This is a genomic window from Sulfitobacter sp. SK012 (assembly GCF_003352085.1).
Lineage (GTDB): Bacteria > Pseudomonadota > Alphaproteobacteria > Rhodobacterales > Rhodobacteraceae > Sulfitobacter.
Map to the genome: position 1 here is coordinate 3,092,808 of NZ_CP025804.1, position 24,974 is coordinate 3,117,781.

Genomic DNA, 24,974 nt, shown 5'->3' on the forward strand with positions numbered 1-24,974 from the left:
AAGGTTAGAGCAAAAGCCACAAGTCGGGCGCAATTCCGAGCATCCATTGCGCAATATAGTTCACCGAGTTGGTTGCAATCAAAACCCCAAACAGGACCAGCATCGCGCCCATAATCTTCTCGACCAAGCCAAGGTGGCGGCGGAAACGAACCATCCACCGCATGAAAGGACCGATGAATAGAGCCGCGAGAATGAAAGGCGCTGTCATCCCCAAACCGTAAACGAACAATAGCCCTGCCCCTGTTGTCGCAGTTTCGGCACCTGCCGCTGTGAACAGGATCGCAGCCAGCACCGGACCAACGCACGGTGTCCAACCAAACGCAAAGGCAAGGCCGATAGCATAGGCCCCAAGAAGACTGACATTTGATGTATCGCCGGTATCTGCCCGCAATTGACGATACAGAAACCCAATCCTGATCAGCCCTAAAAAGTGCAGTCCCATCGCGATAATGATCGCGGCCGCAAGCCATCTAAGGACGTCAAAATACTCGCGCACCAACTGACCAAAGGCAGTAGCCGCGGCCCCCAATCCCATAAAGATTGTGATGACACCGGCTGCGAAAAAGCAGGCAGCAACAACGGCGCGTTTGCGTGTTTTTGGATCAATATCAGCATCAGCAGATATTTGGTTCATTCCTACGCCAGCTAGATAGCTTAAGTAAAAGGGCACGATTGGCAGAATGCAGGGCGACAGAAACGACAACAGACCTGCAAAAGCAGCGCCTAAATAGGAAATCTCCATCATAACTGCCACTTGTCCTTGTACAACTTACATATTCACATTACGTTGTATGTTAGGCAAAGGTCAATTTAGTATGTTAATCCGCCCTCTAGTCATCAGCCTCTTTTTGAGCTTATCCTCAACGGTCACAGCCACGGCTGATGCCATCTTGATTATGGTTGAGGAACATGGCTGCATCTGGTGCGAACGGTGGAACGACGAAATTTCACATATCTACCCGAAGACCGACGAAGGCAAAGCCGCGCCTCTTCAGCGAATAGATATTCACGCCAAACGACCCGAAGGCATTACCTTTGCCCGCCGGCTCAGTTTTACGCCAACATTCGTTCTGGTGGTTGACGAAACAGAGGTGTCTCGTATCGAAGGGTATCCCGGGGAAGATTTCTTTTGGGGATTGCTTGAGAAAATGCTTATCAGAGCCAAGATTGATATAACGGGAAGCTAAGTATATGAACCCTCATAACACGGCTATAGTTGCCAATGCTCTTCCAAACACTGAGGAAAAAATGGGCTTACCAATTTTTGACGTTAACATGTGCGCAGAAGATATGGACAAAATGGCAGCCAATGCCTTGCAGGCGTCCAACTTCTTAAAAGCAATCAGCCATGAAGGGCGTTTGATGATCCTGTGTCACCTTGCTTCGGGTGAAAAATCTGTAACGGAACTTGAAGAGTTATTGTCCGCACGACAGGCGTCTGTATCACAACAGCTTTCGCGTCTGCGCCTGGAAGGTCTTGTCACGCCGCGGCGTGATGGAAAAACCATTTATTATAGTTTGAAAGATGACCGTCCTAAACAAATTATGGAGGTCGTGTACGATCTGTTCTGTCGCGAAAAGTGATTGGGACGCTGCAATCAATTGCGCACCGTATGAAAGACCGATCTCATGCTTGATTTTGTTTCAGAGCCAGTTGCAGTAGCGCTTTTCGGGTTGTTTGGAGGTATACTGTTAGGGCTCGCTGCGCGCCTCGGCAGATTTTGTACACTTGGGGCAATAGAAGACCTCTACTATGGTGAAAATCCCTTGCGATTGCGCATGTGGGGGATTGCCATTGGCGTATCAGTCATCGGTACTTTTGCGCTCTCTTCTTTTGGTTTCCTTGACCTACAGCAAACCCTTTATCTGTCACGAAGCTGGAACCCATTTGAGAGCATTATAGGGGGCTTGGTTTTTGGCTACGGCATGGCACTTGCTGGCAACTGTGGCTATGGCGCTCTGGCCCGAGCGGGTGGCGGAGATTTACGCTCGCTCCTCATCGTTTTGATTATGGGAATATCTGCCTACATGACATTGGGCGGGCCTTTGTCAGGACTGCGGGTATGGATTTTTGGGGGCTCCCAGGAGGCCACCAATACACCGACGTTTGCACATACACTGGCCCAGGCGAGTGGAGCCTCTATCGAAACGACTGGGATAGTGCTTGGATGTGTCATTCTGATCGCAACCTTACTCAGCCGCCGTCTTCGTAATTCCGTGAGCCATATCTTTTGGGGTGCTGTAGCCGGCCTTGCAATAGTGACAGGTTGGGCCGGCACACAGTGGGTAGCGAGCAACGGTTTTGACGCGACCTCAGTCGTCAGCCATACGTTCTCTGCACCGATTGGCGAAACAATTCTATATGCAATGACCTCTTCAGGAAATTCCATCAGTTTTGGAACAGGCTCAGTCAGTGGCGTTCTTTTGGGTGCATTCATTGGAAGCCTGATCAAAGGTCACTTTCGCTGGGAATCCTGTGATGATCCTCGAGAGTTACGCCGCCAGATTCTTGGTGCTGTACTTATGGGCATAGGTGCGGTCGTGGCCGTTGGATGTAGCATCGGTCAAGGGCTATCGGCGTTTTCAGTGTTGTCATTTAGCGCCCCGATAACCTTGCTTAGCATCATGGGCGGTGCTGCTATTGGGCTAAGACAACTAATTCTTGGCTTCGCGCCATCTGTCTAGCAATTGTATTTTTAAGTGTGAAGATAGGCTCATTTATTCCCAATCCGACTTACTAACATGCCACTATCCGAACTCTTGGCTACTTGACACATTAAGACAATTTATGGGGGAAATGCGCCGTCTAGCGTTTTTGCTGCGTAACTTGACTTTGCTCTGCTAGCTCAGCTTCAACCAGTTTTGGGCTTCGTTTTCACTGTCAAAACTGAAATACCGCATCTCAGACTTTGTGAACAATGACGCCAACCATGCCCCAAATTCTTCCGACTTCGTATTGCCCACTACTGCGATGGCCCCAATTTTACCAATGTGTTCGATGCCAAATTTCAGTTCCTCCCACAATGCCCCGATTTCCAAACCGTGGAAATCTTCTAGGCGAACCAACAGCTTCAGAGGGTGCTTTGCCAACACCATCGCGTTCTCGATCTCAGGTAGCGCCCTATCAAAGTCAGCGCGGACAAGCGTTCCTGAGAGCTATGACTGAATCTGGTGTTTGGGGGATTTGAAGGTTGGCGGCGTATCTGGTTGATTTGTTGTTGCGAGACAGCAGCCCAACCGAAGGAGATACACCACCATGGAAACGACTAACATTGTTGATTTTTCGCGTCGAGACGGGATCACGGACGCGCTGACGGATTTATTGAGAACAGGAGCGCAGCAATTGATCGCAACAGCCGTTGAAGCTGAGCTTGAAAGCTATCTGTCTCAGTTTACCACCGCGCGCACTGAGGCCGGTCATGCGACTGTTGTGCGCAATGGGCATCATCCCGAGCGCCCGTTCCAAACGGGCATCGGCCCCGTGAACGTGCGCATTCCCAAGGTTCGCTCAAAAAACGGCCAGCCCGTGACATTCCATTCGGCCCTGGTGCCACCGTACGTGCGCAGAACCAAAACGTTGGAAGCGGCCTTGCCATGGCTGTATCTGAAGGGCATCTCCAGCGGTGAAATGGGCTCGGCTCTCAAGGTTCTTCTGGGCCCTGATGCGGCGGGATTGTCGGCAAATACGGTCTCACGGCTCAAGCGCGATTGGGCCAACGAATACGGCGAGTGGAGAAAGGCAGCGTTGGACGATGAGCCCTTGGTCTACATCTGGGCTGACGGTGTCCACAGCGGCCTTCGGGGCGAGGATGACAAGCTCTGCGCCCTTGTGATTGTGGGGGTAACAGCCCGTGGCAAGAAGCGGTTCTTGGCTATTGAGGACGGGGTGCGCGAGTCCACGCAGAGCTGGCGCGAGGCTCTCCTCAGCCTCAAAAGCCGGGGAATGAACGCCCCGAAACTTGCTATTGGAGATGGTGCCATGGGGTTCTGGGCCGCCATAGATGAAGTCTATCCTGAGACCCGTCATCAACGCTGTTGGCAACACAAAACTATGAATGTGCTCAACTGTTTGCCCAAGCTGTCTCAGCCAAAGGCCAAAGCTGCGATCCACAACATCTGGCAGGCTGAGACCAAAGATGATGCGGGCAAGGCCTTAGATTTGTTCATCAAAACCTACGAACCCAAATACCCCAAGGCGACGCTGTGCCTGCAAAAGGACCGCGAGGAACTCATGGCATTCTTCGACTTTCCAGCACAACACTGGCAAAGCATCCGCACCAGTAATCCAATTGAATCCGCCTTTGCCACGATCCGTCATCGCACCAAACGATCAAAGGGCTGCCTCTCACGCGCCGGCATGCTGCACATGATGTTCAAGCTGGGGCAATGCGCCGAGCAAAACTGGAGGAAACTACGCGGCTTTGACTACCTCGCCAAAGTCATCACCGGCGTCGCATTCAAAGACGGAATTGAAGCCACTGAAAACAGCCAGATCGCCGCATGACCAGAAACCCTTAAACACCAGATTTGACAATAACTCCGTTCCTGAGGCGCGCAGCGTGATACATGCTCCACTTTTGCTGTGTTCAATCTCTATCATCTAGTTACCTCATCTTACTCCAGATCAATTGCAGAATGCATCATTGGGCATTCAACCGTTAAGCCTTTTTTCTCCAACTCATTTTTCAGGTGCTGTCAGACGAATGCGAACCAGTCTCTGCAAGGACAATGAAGCTGCCCTTTTCCGCCTAGGTCAAGATCTGTTGAAGTTGGCGCACAACCGAAATTGCGCTTGAGCCAACCGCTGCCAAAATGAATAGCACACCGCTGGCGTTGGACGGGTTGGGTCAGCTATCTGGCAAGGATGCGTTCGATGCCGCCTACATGTGGGAAACCGGCACAGGCGACACGATGATTGGTGACGGCAACGGTAACACCATTCGCCTTGAAAACATCGACATGAGTGATCATCACAGCCGATGACTTCATCTTCTAAAAGCTAAAAAGCCATTTAGCTAAAAAGCGAAAGAAGCCCCTACCCTAGTTGGTTGGGGCTTTTTCTATGCTGAAATGCTGAATGCTCCGGCGATCAGTCTAAATACGGATATGCTGCTTCGTAGCAATCTAGTAAAGCCTTGTCCCAGAATTTAGATTTCTGCTCTACTCTGGCCCCGTAGTCATCAACTAGAGGTAGCTCATAGGCGTTTACAATCATCTGCATAAATAAATTCCTCTCGAACGTATACTCACCCATCTTGGAGAAGTCTAATTCCGGAGCACGAGTTGTCATCGGGAAGCCTTGATAATGATCATCAATGACACCACGGGATATATTGGCATGAGCCTCACACATCACCTTGATACCTTCGAGCATCCTTTCGTTACGAGTCTCTGCTGACACGCTACCTGCCCCGATGATCAGTGCTGCGACTAATGCTGTGATTTTCATATCGTTTCCTTGATTCCAAAAGTGGACATACCGTTGAGTTGTAAGTTGTTTCATCCCTAATCTGAGCGCGCTCTGCAAAAATTCGACATATTTTTATTTCTAAGTTAACGATGTTTTGTGACTTCTGACGTGTGCTTCACGAGACAGATAGAGTGGCTCTTTCTGCTCTTCCATTGTCGCGCCTCATCTCAGCCGGTATTCCGATAACTTCTCAATCGCGTCCGCTTTCGTCTTGATTGTCACATCCCCATAATGGTCTGCGGCGGTTCTGCCTACATGGCCTTGGATTGCATCCGCAACGCGGTCAGAGATTCCCAGCTCCCGGCACGACGTCTTGAAACGATGTCGCCATGCGTGGTTTGGTTGTAACCCCTCGGGTCGCAGACCGCTCACACGTAGCCAGTCGGACAGTTTATTCGAAACGATAACGGCAGCGCTTCTGAACTTTTCCTGCTCCGTCGCGTTGTGAAAGAGCGGGCCAGGTTGCGCTGATGCAACAAATTCTCCAAAGCCCTCTTCAACGATTTGACGATGTAGTGGCACATCGCGATAGCCACCTGACTTCACGGTCCCCGCATCAGGCGTGATCCGAAACATCCAGAGGCCCCCAACTTGCGTCACGTCCTCTTTGCGCAGTTGGATAATCTCGGACACTCGTGCGCCGGTAAATGCACAAATGATCGGCACCCACCGCTTTACGTTCACCATCTTCTCGGATTCGCGCACCCGCCCCTGCTCATCGGGCGTTGCTTCATATGAACGCGATGCTTGCAGAACCGTTTCGGCCTCCGCAGCGGTGTATCCCCTTTCGCGGCCATAGACCTTGCGCGGTTTGGGCTGCCTTACAGTTGCCGCAATATTTTCGGTCAGCCTGTCATTCTCAACAGCCCAAGCAAAAACCGATTTCATCGCAGACAGGTAAATGTCGTTGACCGTCTTAGCCGTGAGTGTTTGCATCAACATGTCTCGCCAGGAAAGAAGATCTTTCTTTGTCACTCGGGCTGCATCGTTTTGTTTCAGAAATTTGCGCAGACTGTCGATGACCGGACGTTGCCTTTGCCCTTTGTCACGCATGAAACCTGCCTGCATGCGGCTCTTCAGGTAGTCATCCCAAAGGTCGGTAAGGCTCACTGGCAAAGTCAGCTCGACCTGTAGCTCAGCATCCTTAAGAATCTGCGCCTTGATCACCCCCGTATAGTCACCTTCGTCACGCTCCACGACACGCTCAAGCGCCTCATACTCAGCTAGGCACATCGCGCGGGCGATCACCCGCCATTCGTCACTACCTTGTAGTGCATCTAGGTTCCCAACGGCACGGAAACGCTCAATTTCATTGCCGATCAGATCTTGCAGTTCTCCGTTACTGGCACGCCCTGCAATCGCTTCGCGCAAGCGCTTCACAAGCATGTCGTCTATACTCACCTGCGCGTAACGTGGATCGTTTCGAAGTTCTTCGTCAAACGCTAGGCGCTGCTGATAATGACGAAGGGCCAATTGATCCGGTGCAAGAGAGTATCGCGCCGTTTCGGTCTGCGCTCTCCCCTGCCCTGATGAGTTATTGTCAAATCTGGTGTTTAAGGGTTTCTGGTCATGCGGCGATCTGGCTGTTTTCAGTGGCTTCAATTCCGTCTTTGAATGCGACGCCGGTGATGACTTTGGCGAGGTAGTCAAAGCCGCGTAGTTTCCTCCAGTTTTGCTCGGCGCATTGCCCCAGCTTGAACATCATGTGCAGCATGCCGTCGCGTGAGAGGCAGCCCTTTGATCGTTTGGTGCGATGACGGATCGTGGCAAAGGCGGATTCAATTGGATTACTGGTGCGGATGCTTTGCCAGTGTTGTGCTGGAAAGTCGAAGAATGCCATGAGTTCCTCGCGGTCCTTTTGCAGGCACAGCGTCGCCTTGGGGTATTTGGGTTCGTAGGTTTTGATGAACAAATCTAAGGCCTTGCCCGCATCATCTTTGGTCTCAGCCTGCCGGATGTTGTGGATCGCAGCTTTGGCCTTTGGCTGAGACAGCTTGGGCAAACAGTTGAGCACATTCATAGTTTTGTGTTGCCAACAGCGTTGATGACGGGTCTCAGGATAGACTTCATCTATGGCGGCCCAGAACCCCATGGCACCATCTCCAATAGCAAGTTTCGGGGCGTTCATTCCCCGGCTTTTGAGGCTGAGGAGAGCCTCGCGCCAGCTCTGCGTGGACTCGCGCACCCCGTCCTCAATAGCCAAGAACCGCTTCTTGCCACGGGCTGTTACCCCCACAATCACAAGGGCGCAGAGCTTGTCATCCTCGCCCCGAAGGCCGCTGTGGACACCGTCAGCCCAGATGTAGACCAAGGGCTCATCGTCCAACGCTGCCTTTCTCCACTCGCCGTATTCGTTGGCCCAATCGCGCTTGAGCCGTGAGACCGTATTTGCCGACAATCCCGCCGCATCAGGGCCCAGAAGAACCTTGAGAGCCGAGCCCATTTCACCGCTGGAGATGCCCTTCAGATACAGCCATGGCAAGGCCGCTTCCAACGTTTTGGTTCTGCGCACGTACGGTGGCACCAGGGCCGAATGGAATGTCACGGGCTGGCCGTTTTTTGAGCGAACCTTGGGAATGCGCACGTTCACGGGGCCGATGCCCGTTTGGAACGGGCGCTCGGGATGATGCCCATTGCGCACAACAGTCGCATGACCGGCCTCAGTGCGCGCGGTGGTAAACTGAGACAGATAGCTTTCAAGCTCAGCTTCAACGGCTGTTGCGATCAATTGCTGCGCTCCTGTTCTCAATAAATCCGTCAGCGCGTCCGTGATCCCGTCTCGACGCGAAAAATCAACAATGTTAGTCGTTTCCATGGTGGTGTATCTCCTTCGGTTGGGCTGCTGTCTCGCAACAACAAATCAACCAGATACGCCGCCAACCTTCAAATCCCCCAAACACCAGATTCAGTCATAGCTCTGCCCTGATTTACGCTCGGCCAAAGCAATTATGTGCTGAAGCTGTGTCACCGAACCCGGCAAAAGCTTTATCGCCTGGCGGTAATCTGCGCCCAATGGGGTCCGCAGTTCCGTTTTACCTATAATTTTTCGCAGTCCTTTTGGGACAACTAGTCGCGCATGATACCGGCCTGACCGATTTACTAGGTGCCTGACTTTTCCGACCATTTTCCAAACTCGATTGTAACCAAGGTTGTAACCGTTGAACGGACTTTGAGCCCTGTTAGCAAGGGGCTTGTTTGTTTTCAAAGGGATAGAGTGGTACGGGTGAAGGGACTCGAACCCCCACGCCATAGGCGCTTGGACCTAAACCAAGTGCGTCTACCAATTCCGCCACACCCGCACTGACGCCGTCCTTAGGTGGTGACAGCGCGGGATGCAAGCCGATCTTGTGGCTTTAGCCTGTCATTTTTTGCACCCTTGTGGCCCTACCACATCCTGTCCTAGGTGCAAAAAACACGCGACATTAAGGGGGTATTGTCGTATATCGTGGTTACCTGAGGCAGGTAGACAAGAAAGAGACGCCCATGAAACCGAAAACGGTCGGGCGCGTTGGCGGGCAGAATCCGCAGGCGGGCCGATATCAATCTTACGCGTCCCTTGATACGGGGTTGCTGCGCGGCGCTATATTGCTGACCCTCGACGGGGAAATCCCGGTCGAATTCCTGAGTGTTGGCGATAAAATCATCACACGCGACAGCGGCATTGCAAAGGTCGAGCATATTCAGCGCAGCACGCGCGCCGTGCGCACCATATCTTTTGCCGCGGGATCGTTGGGCGATACCCGCCCAGAACACGATGCTTTGCTTGCCGGCGATCAGATGTGTCTGATCCGCGACTGGCGTGCCCAAGGTATTTTTCATGTCGATCGCGCTTTAGTTGCCGCACGCACACTGGTGGACGGCGAATTCATCACAGATTTGGGCTACATCGAACAAACGGTCTTTCAACTTTTCTGCGACGGGCCACATATCATCTATGCGGACGGGCTTGAGCTTGGAACTGCGGACGCCATGCACGCACGAGGCGATGTGCTGAACGCGGCGTAGGCTGCGCGGATATTGCCTACGATCCAAGATGCAAATGCGGTTTTGACCTGGAATAACAAGCTGGTCAGGTTACCTTTAACCTCTAAGAGCCTGCCCTGATTAATTTCCATAGTCTGTAGCGTCGAATGCAGCATCCAAGAGATACTGCCCTGCCCCACTACTGGGCGAAAAAATACAACGTGCCTTGCTAGGCGAGTTTTGCCAGATCGCAAATGTACGAAACGGCCAGAATCAGCAGCTGCAAGCTTCGATGGGGGGCCCTGCCGCCCACCAGAACCTAATTTGCCCTTCAAATTGATTCAGTATCGCACATAATTTAAGCTTATAGCTCAAAGGGTGTGCAAATAAGGGTGGTATGAGCCGTCCCTACTGGCCAGCTTACCGGTGGCTGATGGACCCCGAACACCCAAAATGAAATGACCAAAATGTGACGCGCGCAGCGCAACTGGAGGCACTATGAAAAAGATCGAGGCAATCATTAAGCCATTCAAGCTCGATGAGGTTAAAGAGGCGCTACAAGAAGTCGGCGTTCAAGGCCTTAGCGTAATTGAAGTCAAAGGTTTCGGCCGTCAAAAAGGCCATACCGAACTATACCGAGGAGCCGAATACGTCGTCGACTTTCTGCCAAAGGTGAAAGTCGAAGTTGTGTTGGACGATGATCAAGTTGACGCCGCCATTGAGGCTATCGTGAACGCCGCCAAAACCGAAAAAATCGGCGACGGCAAGATTTTCGTTTCGCCTGTCGAACAAACAATTCGCATTCGGACCGGGGAAACCGGGTCGGACGCGCTGTAAACAAATTCAAAGCTAAATCTAAAAGGACATCGCCATGAGCAACAAGGACCTGCTGAAACAGATCAAAGATGAGGACATCGCTTACGTCGATATCCGCTTTACCGATACGCGCGGCAAGCTGCAGCACGTCACGGTTGATTGTGATCTTGTGGACGAGGATTTCCTCGAAGAAGGCTTCATGTTTGACGGCTCTTCCATCGCTGGTTGGAAGTCGATTGAATCTTCAGACATGAAACTGATGCCCGATGCGTCGAGTGCCTATATCGATCCTTTCTATGCGGAAAAGACGATCTGCGTGCACTGCTCAATCGTGGAGCCTGACACAGGCGAAAGCTATGAGCGTGACCCTCGCGGCACGGCTCAAAAGGCTGAAGCGTACCTCAAGTCATCCGGTATTGGTGATGTGGCCTACATGGGTCCAGAGGCCGAGTTCTTCTTGTTTGATAACGTGAAATTCTCCAACACAATCAATAAAGTATCCTACGAAGTTGATGCGTCTGACGCATCGTGGAATACGGATGCTGATTTCGAGATGGGCAACATGGGCCACCGCCCTGGTCTTAAAGGTGGGTACTTCCCGGTTAACCCAATCGATGAAGCACAAGACCTTCGCTCAGAGATGCTCTCGACGATGAAGCGTCTTGGCATGAAGGTTGACAAGCACCACCACGAGGTGGCGTCCTGTCAGCACGAACTTGGCTTGATCTTTGACAGCCTTACCAAACAAGCTGATGAGCTGCAGAAGTACAAATACGTGATCCACAACGTGGCGCACGCTTACGGCAAGTCCGCGACATTCATGCCCAAGCCGATCTACGGCGACAACGGGTCTGGCATGCACGTGAACATGTCTATCTGGAAAGACGGCAAGCCGATTTTTGCAGGCGACAAATACGCCGATCTAAGCCAAGAAGCCCTGTGGTTCATTGGTGGCATCCTGACCCATGCAAAAGCGCTGAACGCCTTCACCAACCCGGCGACAAACAGCTACAAGCGTTTGATCCCTGGCTTTGAAGCGCCCGTACTGCGTGCCTATTCTGCTCGCAACCGCTCGGGTTGTGTCCGGATCCCATGGACTGAATCGCCCAAGGCAAAACGTGTTGAGGCGCGCTTCCCCGATCCGGCAGCCAACCCTTACTTGTGTTTCGCTGCGTTGCTGATGGCCGGCCTTGACGGCATCAAAAACAAAATCGATCCCGGCGAAGCCATGGATAAAAACCTCTATGATCTACCTGCCGAAGAACTGGCCGGCATCCCAACTGTCTGTGGGTCTTTGCGCGAAGCACTCGACGAGCTGACAAAAGATATGGACTTCTTGCTGGCCGGTGACGTGTTCACCAAAGACCAGGTAGACGGCTATATCGACCTGAAGATGGAAGAGGTTCACCAGTACGAGCACACGCCGCACCCTGTTGAATTTGGCATGTACTACAGCTGCTAAGCCGCACCTAAAATCCAATACCTCGAAGGGCGTCCCACATTGGGGCGCTCTTTTTACATGTCGCCCCCTCGAAACCTCTGCGGGGGCTCTCTAACGGTTGTTGCGCATTGATGTTTGCATGTCTGGCAACGCTGGCTAAACTAACCGGCAGCCACATAGCATTACCAATCTGAGGTCTATTTCATGGGTTTTCTTCGCTCTGCCGTTCTTGCCACAACTGCGACAATTATCTTTTCGACCCCTGCCCTTGCGGCGCAATGTGGGAACAACGCGGGCGGCTTTGACGCGTGGAAAGCGTCTTTTGCTGCCGAAGCAAAAGCGGCTGGCGTAAAACAGCCCGGCCTCAATGCCTTGGCGCAGGCGCGTTATGCTACGGGCACGATCAAAGCAGACCGCAACCAAAAGTCGTTCAAATACACCTTGGACAAATTCATGCAGGTGCGCGGTGCCAATACGATCATCAACAAAGGCCGCTCGCGCAAAGCGGCGAATGCGAATTTCTATGCCGCGCTTGAGCGCCAATACGGTGTGCCCGCTGGCGTCTTGCTGGCCATCCACGGAATGGAAACCGCCTTTGGGGGGTTTATGGGGAACTCGGCGGTTGTCTCTGCGATCACCACACTGGCCTATGACTGCCGCCGCTCAGCGTTCTTTGTGCCCCATGCGGTTGGCGCGCTCATGCTGGTTGATCGCGGCAGCATCAATAGTAACACCAAGGGTGCCAAGCATGGCGAGCTGGGTCACACACAGTTCTTACCTGGCAATGCGTTGCGCTACGGGGTGGATGCATCCGGCGACGGGCGTGTGGATCTGTACAACCAGACAGACGCATTGGCGTCGACCGCCAATTTCCTGCGCAAGAAAGGGTGGAAGCCAGGCCAAGGCTATCAAGAAGGGCAGCCAAACTTTCAAGTGATCAAAAAGTGGAACGCGGCGACCGTGTACCAGCAAGCCATTGCGATCATGGGAGCCAAGATCGACGGCTAAGTTAGCGCGGCACCACATAGGTATGAATTGAGAAAATAACCGCCTGAGTGCGTGGCAGACGCAAGATGCACTGGCGTTCGGCGCGGATGAACGGGTGATCGTCCTCAATCTCGCGATGGGCCAGCACTGATAACGGCTGGTGCAAATCTGCGTCCGCATAGGTCAAGTAGTTGAAGCGCCACATTGGCTTGCCAACCCGTACGCCATCAAACAATCGCTGCACACGGCGGGCAAGGTCGCGTCCGTATTCATCGACAGTATCGTGGATCCCCGTGAGCGGCCGGCCCACTTTTTCCGACAAGAGCCAACTTGCCGGAAAGCACAGCACCGCCCCTGTCAGCACGTGTTCATCGCCGCGTTTTTGCATCAGGCAGATGTCTTCTTGGACCAGCAAGCCCAGAGTGCCCAACGGATCGGTCATGTCGATCATCACTCGGCGTCCATCAGGACAGGTCACCCCCTGAGCATCGCAGACAAACCCAAGCGCGGGCAGCAGGGTTAACGCCTCTTCGAGAACCTCAACAGCGGCCGCTAGAGCGTCTGGATCCAACCACAGCACTGAAGACCTATCTTGAGACAACAACGCAGCACGGTAAGCCATCTGCCCGGCATAGGCGTCATCTAAGCGCAGCCAGTCCTCTGGACCGCAAGGGGCAACACCGGGCAATCCGGGGGTGCCATCCATTTCGGCCGGCAGCGCATTTTGAAAAATTGCATCCATTCCCTGTCGTATCTGCGGATTTTGACGAAAACGACCCCAAAACACGTCGCTAACTGGATATTTTGCTGCGTCATTCCGCGCCACGATTGGGTAAGCCGAGGAAGGGCAAACACGATGAACCAACATTACAGCGACACCCGCAAGATTGATCCGGACAAGGGGGCTTTTTTGCCCGACGGGTCGCCCAATGACATGAACCGTGTTGAAATCGGGCCGACGCGCCTTGCCTTCGCCGAGTGGGAAGCAGCCGGGCTGACCCTGCCCAACCTCGAAGCAATGCGGCGCTTCCGTTGGGAGCGGCTGACACAACACGTGGTGGACCGCGATTATGGCGGCGTGCTGATGTTTGATCCGCTCAACATCCGCTACGCCACTGACAGCACCAACATGCAGCTGTGGAACACGCATAACCCATTCCGTGCCGTTTTGCTGTGCGCCGACGGGTATATGGTGATCTGGGATTACAAAAGTTCGCCGTTTCTGAGCACATTTAATCCATTGGTCCGTGAACAACGCACAGGCGCTGACTTCTTCTACTTTGATCGCGGCGACAAGATTGGCGAGGCTGCCGATGTTTTTGCCGCAGAAGTACGCGACCTGATTGACGAGCATGGCGGCGGCAACTCGCGCCTAGGCGTTGACAAAATCATGTTGCACGGCCTGCGCTCGCTTGAACGGTTAGGGTTCGAGGTCATGGATGGTGAAGAAGTCACCGAGAAATCGCGCGCGGTTAAAGGACCTGATGAAATCCATGCGATGCGCTGTGCCAGCCACGCCTGCGAGACATCAATACGTAAGATGGAGGAATTCGCCCGCGCTCAAGTAGGCGATGGTCAAACGTCAGAGGATGACATTTGGGCCGTGCTACATGCCGAGAACATCAAACGGGGCGGTGAATGGATTGAGACGCGCTTGTTGTCTTCGGGGCCGCGCACCAATCCATGGTTTCAAGAATGCGGCCCGCGCATCACCCAACCCAATGAGATCATCAGCTTTGATACTGATCTGGTGGGGTCATATGGTATCTGCGTCGACATCTCGCGCAGTTGGTGGATCGGACCCGATAAGCCCCGCCCCGACATGGTCTATGCCATGCAACACGGTGTCGAGCATATCCAACGCAACGCAGAGATGCTGCGCCCTGGTGTGATGATCCCGGAACTGACTGCAGGCACCCATGTGCTGGATGCCAAGTTTCAAAAGCAGAAATACGGTTGCTTAATGCACGGCGTGGGCCTGTGTGATGAGTGGCCGTTGGTGCGTTATCCTGACAAAGCGATTGAGGGATCGTATGACTATCCTCTCGAGCCTGGCATGGTTCTGTGTGTTGAGGCATTGGTTTCCGAAGAGGGCGCGGATTTCTCAATTAAGCTTGAGGATCAGGTATTGGTGACCGAAGACGGGTTTGAGAATTTAACCAAATATCCGTTTGATTCTGCCCTGATGGGCGGCTGAATCAACCTCTTAGTTGATCGGACTAGGACCTAAATTCCCGCGCTGCGTGAGAATCGCAATGCCGTCTGAGCCTTGATGTTGCCATAATTTGGCCTAGTTTTCGCCTTTCAGTCGCCGAGAGGGCCCCGCTGGGGGACAGGTCTGTTTCTGGATTTACGACAGTCGAGCACGGATCGAGTGAACTGATCATCGTTCCACAGATCAATTTGCCTTAATTCAATCTAAAAAATTCCCTCCAAACGGGACATTCAAAAATAAAACCCCCAAAACGGCGAGATTGTTCTGTTTCAACGGACAATGTTGCTTTGCTAGCCCCTTTTGTCCGAAATTCATCAACTATCTGAACTTAAATGATTTTATTTGAAGCTCGTGACACATTATAACCGTAATTGATGATCCCAACGTTTCACACCGTTTCATCACATTATGTGCAGGATCCACCCCCCCGGATCCTGCACAATTTTAAGTTAATCAGTATTGCCCTTTCGGCACGGAGACTAAAGCTATGTTTTTTAAAGCAATTCTCGCTTCCACCACATTGGCCATCGGTATTTTCGCCGGAGCAGCGCAATCTGCGACACTCAGCGGCACGTTCACCGTTGATATCGCAAATTATAACGCTGGCGGCAGTCGCAGCGCAGCAGGTGCAACGCTCCATCACTTGCTAGATAATATAGATGCCACAGTAACCTATACAGGCGCACTAGATTTTGGCCTTAGCAGCGGCAACAGCAGCACCACGACGATCGCAAATTTTTTCGCGTCAGGCAGTGGAGCCGTAACCGGCCTTACCGATGCAATCGGCGGTTTGATCCTCAGCACGCCGACGTTCCAAAATACTACGCTCTTTAATTTTGCAGCAATGGGTCTTGGCGCTTTTGCCGGCAACATTCGTCATGATGATGGCATTCGCCTCTATGATAATCGCGTGCTTGAGGTCAATCACCCGTCGCCGACGGTTGCTGTCAACCATGCATTTGACTTTTCCGGTGGCCGTTTCAACCTGATCTACGCCGCGGCCAACGGCAATCCATCGGTCTTGCATGTAACGGGCGACCCTTCTGTATTGAACGTACCTGTTGACCCCTCACCCGTGCCATTGCCTGCTGCACTTCCGCTGCTGTTGGCCGGCCTGGGCAGCCTCGCTGTAGCCCGCCGCAAACGACGCGCAGCCTGATCAATCTCTTCGATTCAACGACCCTAGCGCCCCGGCATCCAATGCCGGGGCCTTTTCATTCTGCACCGAAGGTCATGACCTTCTAGCAACGCCCCCCCGTATCTGAGTAGACCACACACATTATCGCAGGAGCAGATTTTGACCCAAAACAAGCCGCAGGACACTTAGTATTGATGACACGTCCTGCGCGTCCCATGTGGGCCGGGTCGAACGATCATTGGCAGAGTTACTGGGTTTGCGCGATGTGTGAACCTCGCGCCTGGTCAGGCGAAGGTGTCCTATATCGATGGGGTGATCACACCCTCGCAGATCGCACAGGCGGCCACGGCTGCGTGGATATTCGGCCCAGTTGCAGAAAAATGGACAGGACGGGGGCGCTCGAAAATATCTCGAAATCAAAGTACTACGGCATGACCTTAGTGTGGCGGCAGCACTGGCGTTGCCTGTCGTTATCTTGGAAATGGGCGGGCATGTGATTCCTGCATTCCACCATTGGATTGCTCATGGCATCGGCATGCAAAGCTCTTGGATTGTGCAACTCTTGCTGACTACGCTTGTGTTAATTGGTCCAGGCCGCATGTTCTTTGCCAAGGGGGTTCCCGCACTGCGACGTGGGGCCGCTGATATGAATGCGCTTGTCGCGTTGGGTACGGGAGCGGCCTATGCATTTCCCACCGTCGCCACGTTCTTGCCAGGGTTTTTGCCTGCCCCCTCGCGCGCGTTCTATTTCGAAGCCGCAGCGGTCATTGTCGCGCTCATCCTGCTCGGTCGTTTCCTTGAGGCGCGCGCCAAGGTCGCACTGGCGAGGCGATCCGCAATCTTGCCAGATTCCGCCCCAAAACGGCGCGGGTGGAACGAAACGGCGAGATTACCGCCCTGCCCATCGCAGAGATTTCGGTTGATGATCTTATCCATCTGCGCCCCGGCGACCGCGTTGCGGTGGATGGCGCCGTGACGTTGGGGACACGCTGGGTCGACGAGGCGATGATCACCGGAGAGCCTCTTCCGGTCGAAAAAATAATTGGCACGGAGGCCACAGGCGGTACAGTCAATGGCATGGATGCCCTGGTCTTTCGCGCAACCCGCGTAGGCCGTGACCCTGCCCTGAGCCAAGCGTTGGTTGCCGGTGTTGCAGTGCTGATCATCGCCTGCCCCTGCGCCATGGGATTGGCGGTTTCGACATCGATCATGGTGGGGACTGGGCGCGCGGCTGAGATGGGTGCGCTGTTTCGCAAGGGTGGTGCGCTACAAGGCCTGCAGGACATCGCTGTGATCGCTTTGGATAGGACCGGTGCCCAAACGATCGGTCACCCTACGCTGACAACGAGGTGAGCGACGGCGTCGACCACAACGCGTTGTTGGGCGCGGTTGTCGGCGTGGAAGCACAATCTGAGCACCCCATCGCCCGAGCAATTGTGGATGCGGCCATGGCGGAAGGCCCTCCGATCACAGCGCCTGACAGCTTTGAGGCGCTTGCTGGCATGGGCATCAAAGCGCACGCCGCAGGTCAGGATTTGCTGATTGATGCCGCGCGTTTGATGACCTTAGAGGGGATAAAGACTGGAGAGTTTGAGAAACGGGTTGAGGCATTGGCATCGGCCGGGCAAACGGCAATTTATGTTGCGCAAAATGGTAAGATCGCTGCCATCGTAGGTGTGTCTGATCCGGTCAAGCCCAGCGCGCGGCAAACTGTTGATGCGTTGAAATCGTATGGCCTGCGGGTCGTTATGATTACGGGGGACGGACAAGCGACGGCAGATGCGGTAGCGCACGCGCTTGGGATCGACGACGTTGTGGCCGACGTCATGCCAGACGGCAAACGCGCGGCGATCATCGAGCTGCAGCGAAACGGCAAGGTTGGCTTTGTTGGTGACGGCACCAACGACGCCCCAGCGTTGGCCCAGGCCGATGTTGGCATTGCGATCGGAACTGGCACTGACGTAGCGATTGAAACTACAGATGTCGTGTTGACGTCGGGCGACACCACCGGTGTTGTCAAGGCCTTTGCAATCAGCAGGACCACCATGCGCAACATCCGCCAGAACCTGTTCTGGGCGTTTGCTTATGATGTCACGCTTTATCGGTAGCAGCAGGTATCCTTTACCCTTGGAGCGGCACGCTTTTATCACCCATGCTAGCGGCTCGGGCTATGGCGTTGTCGAGTGTGTTTGTCGTATCCAACGCGCTACGCTTACGGTGGGCGGGTACGGCACTGGGACCTGCAAAGAACCCGGCGGCTCAGCCAACCTTAACTCTCTAAGGCCAACCCCGTAATCCTACTGGCCCAGCGCCTGTGCCAAATCATCTTGCAAGTCGCGTACATCTTCGATCCCGACGGACAGACGCAGCAATCCTTCGGGGATCCCAGTGTGCGGCTCGATCGTATGGCGGTGCTCCACTAGGCTTTCGACTCCACCAAGTGACGTCGCCCGGTGAAAGAGCTGCAAGCGTCCCACCGCGCCCAGCGCCGCAGTTGCCCCGCCCCGCACCACAAAGGACAGGAGTGGGCCAAAGCCGCCCGTCATCTGCCGCAAGGCAACCACGTGGCCCTCGTGGCTAGGCAATCCGGGGTACATAACTTGCTCGACCTTGGGGTGATCTTCCAAGAACTGCGCAAGGGCCAGCGCGTTGGTCGACATCCGTTCTACCCGCAAAGGCAGCGTGCGCATGCCGCGCAACAACAGCCAAGCCTCAAACGGGCCCAAGACAGCACCTGCCATATCACGATCGGCCCGCACGGCTTGCCACAAGGCGCTTTCTGCGTCGGCAACGGCCAATGCGCCGGCCAGTACGTCTGAGTGCCCGTTGATCCCTTTGGTCGCTGAATGCATGACCACATCGGCCCCAAAAGATAAGGCCTGTGTCAACACCGGGGTAGCGGCCGTCATGTCAGCGACCAATGTGGCCCCTACCCCATGTGCGGCCTCGGCGCAGGCGGTGATGTCGACGCTGCGCAGCCACGGGTTTGACGGTGTTTCGATCCACGCCAGTGCCGGGCGGTGGGCGTCACATGCCGCGCCAAAGGCCGCCGTATCAGAGGCTTCGACCTCAATCAGTGTAATGTCACGCCGTTCACAAAAGGCGCGAATCCAAGCGGTGGTGCCCCAGTAAATCTGGCTTTGCACCAACACCGCAGCCCCACTTGGCACCGTCCGAAATACGGCAGCAACAGCGGCCATCCCCGACGGAAAAACCATCGCATCTGCGGCACCTTCCAATTTGGCCAGCAGGTTTTCCACCATCCGCCCGTTAGGTGCATTCGACCGCAGGTACGTATTGTTTTGCGCGCCCGTCTCGTAGTCTTCATCACGTATAAATGTCGTCGCGGGATGCACGGCAGGCACAACGCCGTCGGTTGTGGCGTCTACGGCACCTGCAGCTTGGGCAGTCAAAGTGGCGGGTCTAAGCTTGGGTTGGGGTTTGTCATGCATCTGAGGCACTCCGTTCCGAGGTTCTTTGTGCTTTGGTACGCCGCGCAGCAGTGACGTGCAAACACGAGATGATGCGGGCCCCCAGCGTCACACCGTCGTGAGACACATGTCATCCCCTTGCCCTGACTGCGTTGATCTCCCACTTTGGTGTTAACAAGCGGAGATTCCCCAATGCCAACCGAGCGCGTCACCTTTCCCGGCCATGATGGCAGCCAGCTGTCAGCACGGCTTGATCTGCCTGATGGACCCCATCTGGCTACAGCGCTGTTTGCGCATTGCTTTACCTGTGGCAAGGACATCCCAGCTGCACGCCGTATTGCAGCCCGTCTTGCGGGTATGGGCATTGCGGTGCTGCGGTTTGACTTTACCGGGCTTGGGCATTCCGAAGGTGAATTTGCAAATACCTCATTCACCTCGAACGTCAGTGATCTGATTGCGGCCTGCACCTATCTAAGCGGGCGTGGTTTTGCGCCTAGTTTGCTTATTGGCCACAGCCTTGGTGGGGCTGCGGTGCTTAAGGCGTCGGGACAATTGCCTGGCATTCGTGCGGTGGCCACATTGGGCGCGCCGTTTGATCCTGGGCATGTGACCCATAACTTTGCGGACGCATTGCCGGAGATTAAGGAAAAAGGCGTCGCCGAGGTATCGCTTGGTGGGCGGCCTTTCAAGATCGGCAAAGCGTTCATCGAAGATGTTTCGACCGGGGCGTTGGCCCCTGCTATTGCATCACTCGACGCGGCGCTTCTGGTCTTGCATGCCCCCAACGACAGCATCGTCGGCGTTGAAAACGCCAGCGAGATTTTTCTCGCGGCCAAGCACCCCAAGAGCTTTGTTACCCTCGACAATGCCGATCATCTGATTTCGCGCGCTGAGGATGCTGAATACGCCGCTGACGTGATTGCCACCTGGGCGGGGCGCTATGTACCGCTTAAGCCGCCTGCACCGCCCCCCGGTGCCCCTGAGGGCATTGTGCGGGTATCTGAAGCGGATAGTGCGGGTTTCCTCCAGGATGTCACCTCAGGGCCGCTGCACCACGGGTTGGCCGATGAACCGCTGGCCTATGGTGGGACCAATCGTGGCATGTCGCCTTATGGGTTTCTCTCTGCGGGGCTTGGGGCGTGTACGTCGATGACCATCCGTATGTACGCCCGCCGCAAAGGTTGGCCGTTGGAACATGTCAGCGTGGATGTCAGCCACAACAAGGTCCATGCACAGGATGCGGAAACCGGCTCCGGCGATAAAATCGACACGTGGAAACGTCGGATCAGCCTGTCGGGTGCCCTCACGGACGAGCAACGCGCTCGGCTGTTGGAAATCGCAGACCGCTGTCCAGTTCACCGCACATTAGAGCGCGCTTCTGAGGTTGTCACAGAACTCGCCCCCTGATTTTCGGCAGAGCGTCTAGGCGCGCTCTGGCCGCACGCCACGCTGGGAACGGCGTAAAATGCCCCATCAAGCAGGCTCGCGACTTGTCCTTCACCACCCAGCGGTCTATTGCGCCCGTGACCTCCGATAACAGTCACAAAAAGGTGCATGCCCATGATCCCTCGCTATTCCCGTCCTGATATGGTTGCGATTTGGTCCCCCCAGACAAAGTTTCGCATCTGGTACGAGATCGAGGCACACGCCTGCGACGCCATGGCCGATCTGGGTGTAATCCCACGCGAAAACGCTGATGCGGTGTGGAAAGCCAAAGACGTCGAATTCGATGTGGCCCGCATCGACGAGATCGAAGCAGTGACCAAACATGACGTCATTGCGTTTCTGACACATCTGGCCGAACATGTCGGCAGCGACGAGGCACGCTTTGTGCATCAGGGCATGACATCATCAGACGTGCTGGACACCTGCTTTAACGTCCAACTGACCCGCGCCGCTGATTTGTTGATTGCTGATTTGGATCTGCTGCTGGCGGCCCTCAAGCGCCGCGCGATGGAGCATAAAGATACCCTTCGTGTGGGCCGCAGCCACGGCATCCACGCGGAACCTACAACAATGGGTCTGACTTTCGCGCGTTTTTACGCGGAAATGGACCGCAACCTGCGCCGCCTCAAGACAGCGCGTGAAGAAATTGCCACCGGTGCGATCTCAGGGGCAGTAGGCACATTTGCAAATATTGATCCTGCTGTCGAAGAACACGTTTGTGCCAAGCTGGGTCTGTCGCCCGAACCAATCAGCACCCAAGTGATCCCGCGCGACCGCCACGCAGCCTTCTTTGCGACCCTTGGGGTGATTGCCAGCTCCATCGAAAATGTTGCCACCGAAGTACGCCACATGCAGCGCACCGAAGTATTGGAAGGCGCAGAGTTCTTCTCGGCCGGTCAAAAAGGCTCCTCTGCGATGCCGCATAAGAAAAACCCGGTTTTGACCGAGAACCTCACCGGTCTGGCTCGTACGATCCGAATGGCTGTGATCCCAGCGATGGAAAATGTCACGATGTGGCATGAACGCGATATTTCGCATTCCTCGGTTGAGCGCGCGATTGGTCCTGACACTACGATTACCCTTGATTTTGCGCTGCACCGTTTGACCGGCGTGATCGACAAAATGCTGATCTATCCTGACAACATGCTGGCCAATATGAACAAGTTCAGCGGCCTCGTGATGTCGCAGCGGGTCTTGCTGGCACTCACACAGGCCGGTGTCAGCCGTGAAGACAGCTATAAGCTGGTTCAGCGCAACGCGATGAAGGTCTGGGAAGAAGGTAAGGATTTCAAAACCGAACTTTTGGCGGATGACGAAGTGCTGGCCGCCCTGAGTGCCGAACAGATCGAAGAGAAATTCGACCTCGGCTACCATACAAAACATGTTGATACGATTTTCGCCCGCGTGTTCGGCGATTGATGAACTTTCCCGGCGGAGCGCTGCTTTGCCGGGAAGCTCACCCAAAACCGGCGATTTTACGCGGCTTATCGTGATCTAGCACCTCGCGCTTTGTGATTTTGGCAATTCGCGCTACTCTTGTTTGATCTGCGGACCAAAGGAGTAAGATGATGAAACTTGGAATTGCACTTGCCACGGCAACCCTCGCGTTGTTGCCAAGCATCGCCCTTGCGGCTGGATGCAGCCATGACAAACAAGCCGTCTCTTGTGCCATTGGAACCATCTATGACGCCGCTACCGGCAGCTGCGTTGTGGATGGAACGACCTAAAGCACCCTCAAAAATGTGATCGAAGCTTGTAGGCCTTCCCCTTTACTCGGGGGGAGCGGCTGCTAATTTGAGACATACATCGTAATTAATTTACCGGAGACCCTTTATGCGCCTTGTTATTGCAGCTGCCCTAACCCTCGCCTTGCCCACCGGCCTATTTGCTGCCGGAGAAGAATCTTCCTCACCCTCCAAACCAAAATGCGAAAATGGACAGGTTTACGACAAAAAGACCAAAACTTGCGTGGACGCGAATAATCACCGGCTCGATACGGACAGCCGCTACCAGACAGTGCGATCGCTGGCCTATGATGGCCAATACGAAAACGCGCAGATTGTTCTGGCCACGATGCCACAAAATGACGACCGCACCTTGACCTACCTTGGTTTTACCAACCGCAAGATGGGCAACCGCGATGCGGCAATGGATTTCTACGGACGTGCGTTGGCGGTAAACCCCGGTAACATTTTGGCGCGTTCTTACATGGGCCAAGGATTTGTCGATGACGGCGATATCACGGCTGCGTTCGCACAATTGCGCGCCATCCGTGATCACGGTGGCAGCGGCAGCTGGGCTGAAGCGTCCCTGCGCACGGCCATCTCTTCCGGGCGTACATACAACTACTGATCTTAATTCGATCTAATGGAACGGGTCTCGCAATGAATGCGGGGCCCGTTTTGCATTATCTCTAATAATGATCGCAGTTTCAGTAATTTTTCACTTTTCCATGCCAAGTTTTAGCCATGGTTGATGGGATGGTGATTAATGAATGATATGACCCCGGTTCGAGGCTTACCGGCAATACCCGGCACCGCTTCAAACGCGCTAATGGGCCTTAGCCGCAAGGCAAAAGCTGCAATTGTCGTGCGTCTGCTCATCAACGAAGGGGCTGATATTCCGCTTGAGGAACTACCGGACGAATTCCAAGCGCGCTTGACCACTCAGATGGGATCGATGCGCACCGTTGACCGGGACACACTTGCTGCAGTTATCGACGAATTCACGGACGAACTTGAACGTATTGGCCTGTCTTTCCCAGGTGGGATTGCGGGAGCCTTGGACGCGCTAGACGGCAAAATCAGCCGCCATACGGCAGCGCGTTTGCGCAAGGAAGCAGGCGTCAAATCCACTGGTGATCCATGGACAAGGTTGCGCGGACTTAGTCCAGAAAAGCTGCTGCCGGTACTAGAAAACGAGAGTGTCGAAATTGGCGCTGTGATGCTCTCAAAACTGGATGTGTCGCTAGCCGCTGAACTGCTTAGCCGCCTGCCCGGACCGAAAGCCCGTCAGGTAACCTATGCAGTGTCGCTTACCAACGCCGTAACGCCAGACGCTGTGGACAGGATTGGGTTATCATTGGCAACACAGTTGGATTCAGAACCCCTACGCGCCTTTGATACCAACCCGGTCGAGCGGGTTGGCGCGATCCTCAATTCCTCCAACACATTGACGCGCGATGATGTGCTGACAGGGCTTGATGACACCGATCAGATTTTTGCCAATGCCGTGCGCAAAGCGATCTTTACCTTTGCCAACATCCCGCAGCGCATTGCACCCAGAGACATCCCGCGGATCCTGCGCGAGGTCGACCCCGCTCAACTTCTTCTCGCGATCGCCGGGGCGGAGGCTGCTGGTTTTGCCACTGCGCGCGATTACATCCTCGAAAATATGTCAGGCCGTATGGCCGATCAGCTGCGTGAAGACGTCGAAGAAGCCGGTAAGGTCAAGCCAGCAGACGTCGAAGAGGCAATGGGAGCCATCATCGCTGCTATTCGCAGAATGGAACAAAGTGGTGATTTGCTGCTGGTGATCGAAGAGGAGGAAGAGGAAACGGATGAATGATCTGGCGGCAGACTTTGGCCGTGTACATTGGCCTATTTTTTCTGCTCCCCGCTTGTATAAAGGTTGGCGCTACCCACCCATCCTTCTTGCAAAGCTGCTTTGAGTGCCACCCCCGGTTGGCGAGCAGCCTGACCGAGTGCTGATCCCGCTCAAAGTTCTTCGACAGGCTGGCTATCCATCGTTTGAGTGCGTTTTCGAAGCACCAGTGCCCAAGTAGCCGCCCACCCTCGACGCAAACACTTAACGACAGCCTCAGCGCGCGGGGCAACTCGGACTTGGACAGTGGTTTCGATCCGCCGTCATTGGCGGTCCAAAGCCTTGGATTATGCATAACGGATTAGCCCGTGCGCGACACGACCCTCGCAATGAATGGCGGATATGGCCTCGAACGGCATCTGGATGCCGCAGCCCATCCGTAGAGTGCGGCGTTGAACGCTCTACGGCAAAACGGAATCTCGGACGGCTTCAAAAACAGATTCCTGACAGAGAGCTCTGGTTAG

At 54.5% G+C, this 24,974-nt stretch carries 25 protein-coding genes, 1 tRNA gene and 2 pseudogenes; 19 read left to right on the forward strand and 9 right to left on the reverse strand.

Annotated elements, in window-relative coordinates; all coding sequences use genetic code 11:
- Positions 1–4: 4 nt before the first annotated feature.
- Positions 5–745 carry a cytochrome c biogenesis CcdA family protein gene (locus C1J03_RS15135; protein WP_114887347.1) on the reverse strand — a complete coding sequence of 247 codons (741 nt, stop codon included), beginning with the start codon at positions 743–745 and terminating at the stop codon, positions 5–7.
- 70 nt (positions 746–815) lie between these two features.
- Between C1J03_RS15135 and C1J03_RS15140 the strand changes: the two genes are divergently transcribed.
- The 3 genes from C1J03_RS15140 (at position 816) to C1J03_RS15150 (ending at position 2,685) form a co-directional block, all read left to right on the forward strand.
- On the forward strand, positions 816–1,187 hold the full coding sequence (locus C1J03_RS15140; protein WP_114887348.1) for a hypothetical protein: 372 nt from the start codon (positions 816–818) through the stop codon (positions 1,185–1,187).
- A gap of 61 nt (positions 1,188–1,248) precedes the next feature.
- On the forward strand, positions 1,249–1,584 hold the full coding sequence (locus C1J03_RS15145) for an ArsR/SmtB family transcription factor (protein WP_114887349.1): 336 nt from the start codon (positions 1,249–1,251) through the stop codon (positions 1,582–1,584).
- 45 nt (positions 1,585–1,629) lie between these two features.
- Complete coding sequence (locus tag C1J03_RS15150; RefSeq protein WP_114887350.1) at positions 1,630–2,685, forward strand: YeeE/YedE family protein; 1,056 nt, start codon at positions 1,630–1,632, stop codon at positions 2,683–2,685.
- Between the two features lie 156 nt (positions 2,686–2,841).
- On the opposite strand, the pseudogene C1J03_RS15155 reads toward C1J03_RS15150, so the two are convergent.
- A pseudogene (locus tag C1J03_RS15155) lies at positions 2,842–3,141 on the reverse strand (STAS/SEC14 domain-containing protein); the annotation flags it as partial.
- 115 nt (positions 3,142–3,256) lie between these two features.
- Here C1J03_RS15155 and C1J03_RS15160 point away from each other — a divergent pair.
- Entirely contained in the window at positions 3,257–4,504 is a 1,248-nt protein-coding gene (locus C1J03_RS15160; protein ID WP_114887352.1) for an IS256 family transposase, read from the forward strand.
- 275 nt (positions 4,505–4,779) lie between these two features.
- Positions 4,780–4,983 (forward strand): annotated as a pseudogene (locus tag C1J03_RS15165) (hypothetical protein); the annotation flags it as partial.
- Positions 4,984–5,089: 106 nt separating this feature from the next.
- Here the strand turns inward: C1J03_RS15165 and C1J03_RS15170 are convergent.
- The 5 genes from C1J03_RS15170 to C1J03_RS15190 all read right to left on the reverse strand — a co-directional run bounded on the left by C1J03_RS15170 (position 5,090) and on the right by C1J03_RS15190 (position 8,769).
- Entirely contained in the window at positions 5,090–5,449 is a 360-nt protein-coding gene (locus tag C1J03_RS15170) for a hypothetical protein (protein WP_114887354.1), read from the reverse strand.
- A 183-nt stretch (positions 5,450–5,632) separates the two neighbouring features.
- Entirely contained in the window at positions 5,633–6,856 is a 1,224-nt protein-coding gene (locus tag C1J03_RS15175) for an integrase (protein ID WP_114887355.1), read from the reverse strand.
- A 181-nt stretch (positions 6,857–7,037) separates the two neighbouring features.
- Positions 7,038–8,285, reverse strand: coding sequence for an IS256 family transposase (locus C1J03_RS15180; protein WP_114887356.1), 1,248 nt, complete (start codon positions 8,283–8,285; stop codon positions 7,038–7,040).
- Between the two features lie 90 nt (positions 8,286–8,375).
- Entirely contained in the window at positions 8,376–8,720 is a 345-nt protein-coding gene (locus C1J03_RS26100; RefSeq protein ID WP_368073901.1) for a DUF6538 domain-containing protein, read from the reverse strand.
- Positions 8,686–8,769 (reverse strand) — tRNA-Leu (locus C1J03_RS15190). The genes C1J03_RS26100 and C1J03_RS15190 overlap by 35 nt, the downstream gene beginning before the upstream one ends.
- A 184-nt stretch (positions 8,770–8,953) precedes the next feature.
- On the opposite strand from C1J03_RS15190, the gene C1J03_RS15195 reads away from it, so the two are divergent.
- From C1J03_RS15195 to C1J03_RS15210, 4 genes are all read left to right on the forward strand, one after another.
- Positions 8,954–9,475 carry a Hint domain-containing protein gene (locus tag C1J03_RS15195; RefSeq protein WP_114887357.1) on the forward strand — a complete coding sequence of 174 codons (522 nt, stop codon included), beginning with the start codon at positions 8,954–8,956 and terminating at the stop codon, positions 9,473–9,475.
- 456 nt (positions 9,476–9,931) lie between these two features.
- Positions 9,932–10,270, forward strand: a complete 339-nt coding sequence (locus C1J03_RS15200; protein WP_114887358.1) for a P-II family nitrogen regulator — start codon at positions 9,932–9,934, stop codon at positions 10,268–10,270.
- Positions 10,271–10,304: 34 nt separating this feature from the next.
- The gene (gene glnA / locus C1J03_RS15205) at positions 10,305–11,711 is read left to right on the forward strand and encodes a type I glutamate--ammonia ligase (protein ID WP_114887359.1); all 1,407 of its coding nucleotides are present in this window, start codon (positions 10,305–10,307) and stop codon (positions 11,709–11,711) included.
- 183 nt (positions 11,712–11,894) lie between these two features.
- Positions 11,895–12,698, forward strand: coding sequence for a lytic murein transglycosylase (locus C1J03_RS15210; RefSeq protein WP_114887360.1), 804 nt, complete (start codon positions 11,895–11,897; stop codon positions 12,696–12,698).
- A gap of 1 nt (position 12,699) precedes the next feature.
- Here C1J03_RS15210 and C1J03_RS15215 read toward each other — a convergent pair whose 3' ends face one another.
- Positions 12,700–13,419, reverse strand: a complete 720-nt coding sequence (locus C1J03_RS15215; protein ID WP_114887361.1) for a heme-dependent oxidative N-demethylase family protein — start codon at positions 13,417–13,419, stop codon at positions 12,700–12,702.
- A 114-nt stretch (positions 13,420–13,533) separates the two neighbouring features.
- Between C1J03_RS15215 and dddP the strand changes: the two genes are divergently transcribed.
- The 5 genes from dddP to C1J03_RS25775 all read left to right on the forward strand — a co-directional run bounded on the left by dddP (position 13,534) and on the right by C1J03_RS25775 (position 18,138).
- Positions 13,534–14,874, forward strand: a complete 1,341-nt coding sequence (dddP, locus tag C1J03_RS15220; protein ID WP_114887362.1) for a dimethylsulfonioproprionate lyase DddP — start codon at positions 13,534–13,536, stop codon at positions 14,872–14,874.
- A 505-nt stretch (positions 14,875–15,379) separates the two neighbouring features.
- Positions 15,380–16,051: a VPLPA-CTERM sorting domain-containing protein gene (locus C1J03_RS15225; RefSeq protein WP_114887363.1), complete on the forward strand. Its 672-nt coding sequence runs from the start codon at positions 15,380–15,382 to the stop codon at positions 16,049–16,051.
- 349 nt (positions 16,052–16,400) lie between these two features.
- A complete protein-coding gene (locus C1J03_RS25765) occupies positions 16,401–17,006 on the forward strand; it encodes a hypothetical protein (protein WP_254694297.1) in 606 nt (201 codons plus the stop codon).
- A complete protein-coding gene (locus C1J03_RS25770; protein WP_254694059.1) occupies positions 16,901–17,383 on the forward strand; it encodes a P-type ATPase in 483 nt (160 codons plus the stop codon). Before C1J03_RS25765 ends, C1J03_RS25770 begins: the two co-directional genes overlap by 106 nt.
- The gene (locus tag C1J03_RS25775) at positions 17,380–18,138 is read left to right on the forward strand and encodes an HAD-IC family P-type ATPase (RefSeq protein ID WP_254694060.1); all 759 of its coding nucleotides are present in this window, start codon (positions 17,380–17,382) and stop codon (positions 18,136–18,138) included. Before C1J03_RS25770 ends, C1J03_RS25775 begins: the two co-directional genes overlap by 4 nt.
- A 189-nt stretch (positions 18,139–18,327) precedes the next feature.
- Here the strand turns inward: C1J03_RS25775 and C1J03_RS15235 are convergent, their stop codons facing one another.
- On the reverse strand, positions 18,328–19,482 hold the full coding sequence (locus C1J03_RS15235) for a trans-sulfuration enzyme family protein (protein ID WP_114887364.1): 1,155 nt from the start codon (positions 19,480–19,482) through the stop codon (positions 18,328–18,330).
- A gap of 171 nt (positions 19,483–19,653) precedes the next feature.
- Here C1J03_RS15235 and C1J03_RS15240 point away from each other — a divergent pair, with 171 nt between their 5' ends.
- The 5 genes from C1J03_RS15240 to C1J03_RS15260 all read left to right on the forward strand — a co-directional run bounded on the left by C1J03_RS15240 (position 19,654) and on the right by C1J03_RS15260 (position 24,474).
- Positions 19,654–20,868 (forward strand): bifunctional alpha/beta hydrolase/OsmC family protein, encoded by a 1,215-nt coding sequence (locus C1J03_RS15240; protein ID WP_114887365.1) that lies wholly within the window; start codon positions 19,654–19,656, stop codon positions 20,866–20,868.
- Positions 20,869–21,021: 153 nt separating this feature from the next.
- On the forward strand, positions 21,022–22,326 hold the full coding sequence (gene purB, locus C1J03_RS15245; protein ID WP_114887366.1) for an adenylosuccinate lyase: 1,305 nt from the start codon (positions 21,022–21,024) through the stop codon (positions 22,324–22,326).
- A gap of 146 nt (positions 22,327–22,472) precedes the next feature.
- Positions 22,473–22,634 (forward strand): adenylosuccinate lyase, encoded by a 162-nt coding sequence (locus C1J03_RS15250; RefSeq protein WP_254694061.1) that lies wholly within the window; start codon positions 22,473–22,475, stop codon positions 22,632–22,634.
- 106 nt (positions 22,635–22,740) lie between these two features.
- The gene (locus tag C1J03_RS15255) at positions 22,741–23,259 is read left to right on the forward strand and encodes a tetratricopeptide repeat protein (RefSeq protein WP_114887368.1); all 519 of its coding nucleotides are present in this window, start codon (positions 22,741–22,743) and stop codon (positions 23,257–23,259) included.
- 138 nt (positions 23,260–23,397) lie between these two features.
- Positions 23,398–24,474 (forward strand): flagellar motor switch protein FliG, encoded by a 1,077-nt coding sequence (locus C1J03_RS15260; protein ID WP_114887369.1) that lies wholly within the window; start codon positions 23,398–23,400, stop codon positions 24,472–24,474.
- Positions 24,475–24,974: the final 500 nt, after the last annotated feature.

Bases quoted from the DNA above. Each gene is read 5' to 3' on its own strand.
- glnA (WP_114887359.1), top strand. From the start codon at position 10,305: ATGAGCAACAAGGACCTGCTGAAACAGATCAAAGATGAGGACATCGCT.
- C1J03_RS15200 (WP_114887358.1), top strand. From the start codon at position 9,932: ATGAAAAAGATCGAGGCAATCATTAAGCCATTCAAGCTCGATGAGGTT.
- C1J03_RS15210 (WP_114887360.1), top strand. From the start codon at position 11,895: ATGGGTTTTCTTCGCTCTGCCGTTCTTGCCACAACTGCGACAATTATC.
- C1J03_RS15240 (WP_114887365.1), top strand. From the start codon at position 19,654: ATGCCAACCGAGCGCGTCACCTTTCCCGGCCATGATGGCAGCCAGCTG.
- C1J03_RS15215 (WP_114887361.1), bottom strand. From the start codon at position 13,419: ATGGATGCAATTTTTCAAAATGCGCTGCCGGCCGAAATGGATGGCACC.
- C1J03_RS15170 (WP_114887354.1), bottom strand. From the start codon at position 5,449: ATGAAAATCACAGCATTAGTCGCAGCACTGATCATCGGGGCAGGTAGC.
- C1J03_RS15175 (WP_114887355.1), bottom strand. From the start codon at position 6,856: ATGCTTGTGAAGCGCTTGCGCGAAGCGATTGCAGGGCGTGCCAGTAAC.
- C1J03_RS15160 (WP_114887352.1), top strand. From the start codon at position 3,257: ATGGAAACGACTAACATTGTTGATTTTTCGCGTCGAGACGGGATCACG.
- C1J03_RS15180 (WP_114887356.1), bottom strand. From the start codon at position 8,285: ATGGAAACGACTAACATTGTTGATTTTTCGCGTCGAGACGGGATCACG.
- C1J03_RS15260 (WP_114887369.1), top strand. From the start codon at position 23,398: ATGAATGATATGACCCCGGTTCGAGGCTTACCGGCAATACCCGGCACC.
- dddP (WP_114887362.1), top strand. From the start codon at position 13,534: ATGAACCAACATTACAGCGACACCCGCAAGATTGATCCGGACAAGGGG.
- C1J03_RS15235 (WP_114887364.1), bottom strand. From the start codon at position 19,482: ATGCATGACAAACCCCAACCCAAGCTTAGACCCGCCACTTTGACTGCC.
- C1J03_RS15250 (WP_254694061.1), top strand. From the start codon at position 22,473: ATGATGAAACTTGGAATTGCACTTGCCACGGCAACCCTCGCGTTGTTG.
- C1J03_RS15255 (WP_114887368.1), top strand. From the start codon at position 22,741: ATGCGCCTTGTTATTGCAGCTGCCCTAACCCTCGCCTTGCCCACCGGC.
- C1J03_RS26100 (WP_368073901.1), bottom strand. From the start codon at position 8,720: ATGGCGTGGGGGTTCGAGTCCCTTCACCCGTACCACTCTATCCCTTTG.
- C1J03_RS15150 (WP_114887350.1), top strand. From the start codon at position 1,630: ATGCTTGATTTTGTTTCAGAGCCAGTTGCAGTAGCGCTTTTCGGGTTG.
- C1J03_RS15140 (WP_114887348.1), top strand. From the start codon at position 816: ATGTTAATCCGCCCTCTAGTCATCAGCCTCTTTTTGAGCTTATCCTCA.
- C1J03_RS15225 (WP_114887363.1), top strand. From the start codon at position 15,380: ATGTTTTTTAAAGCAATTCTCGCTTCCACCACATTGGCCATCGGTATT.
- C1J03_RS15195 (WP_114887357.1), top strand. From the start codon at position 8,954: ATGAAACCGAAAACGGTCGGGCGCGTTGGCGGGCAGAATCCGCAGGCG.
- C1J03_RS15135 (WP_114887347.1), bottom strand. From the start codon at position 745: ATGATGGAGATTTCCTATTTAGGCGCTGCTTTTGCAGGTCTGTTGTCG.
- C1J03_RS15145 (WP_114887349.1), top strand. From the start codon at position 1,249: ATGGGCTTACCAATTTTTGACGTTAACATGTGCGCAGAAGATATGGAC.
- purB (WP_114887366.1), top strand. From the start codon at position 21,022: ATGATCCCTCGCTATTCCCGTCCTGATATGGTTGCGATTTGGTCCCCC.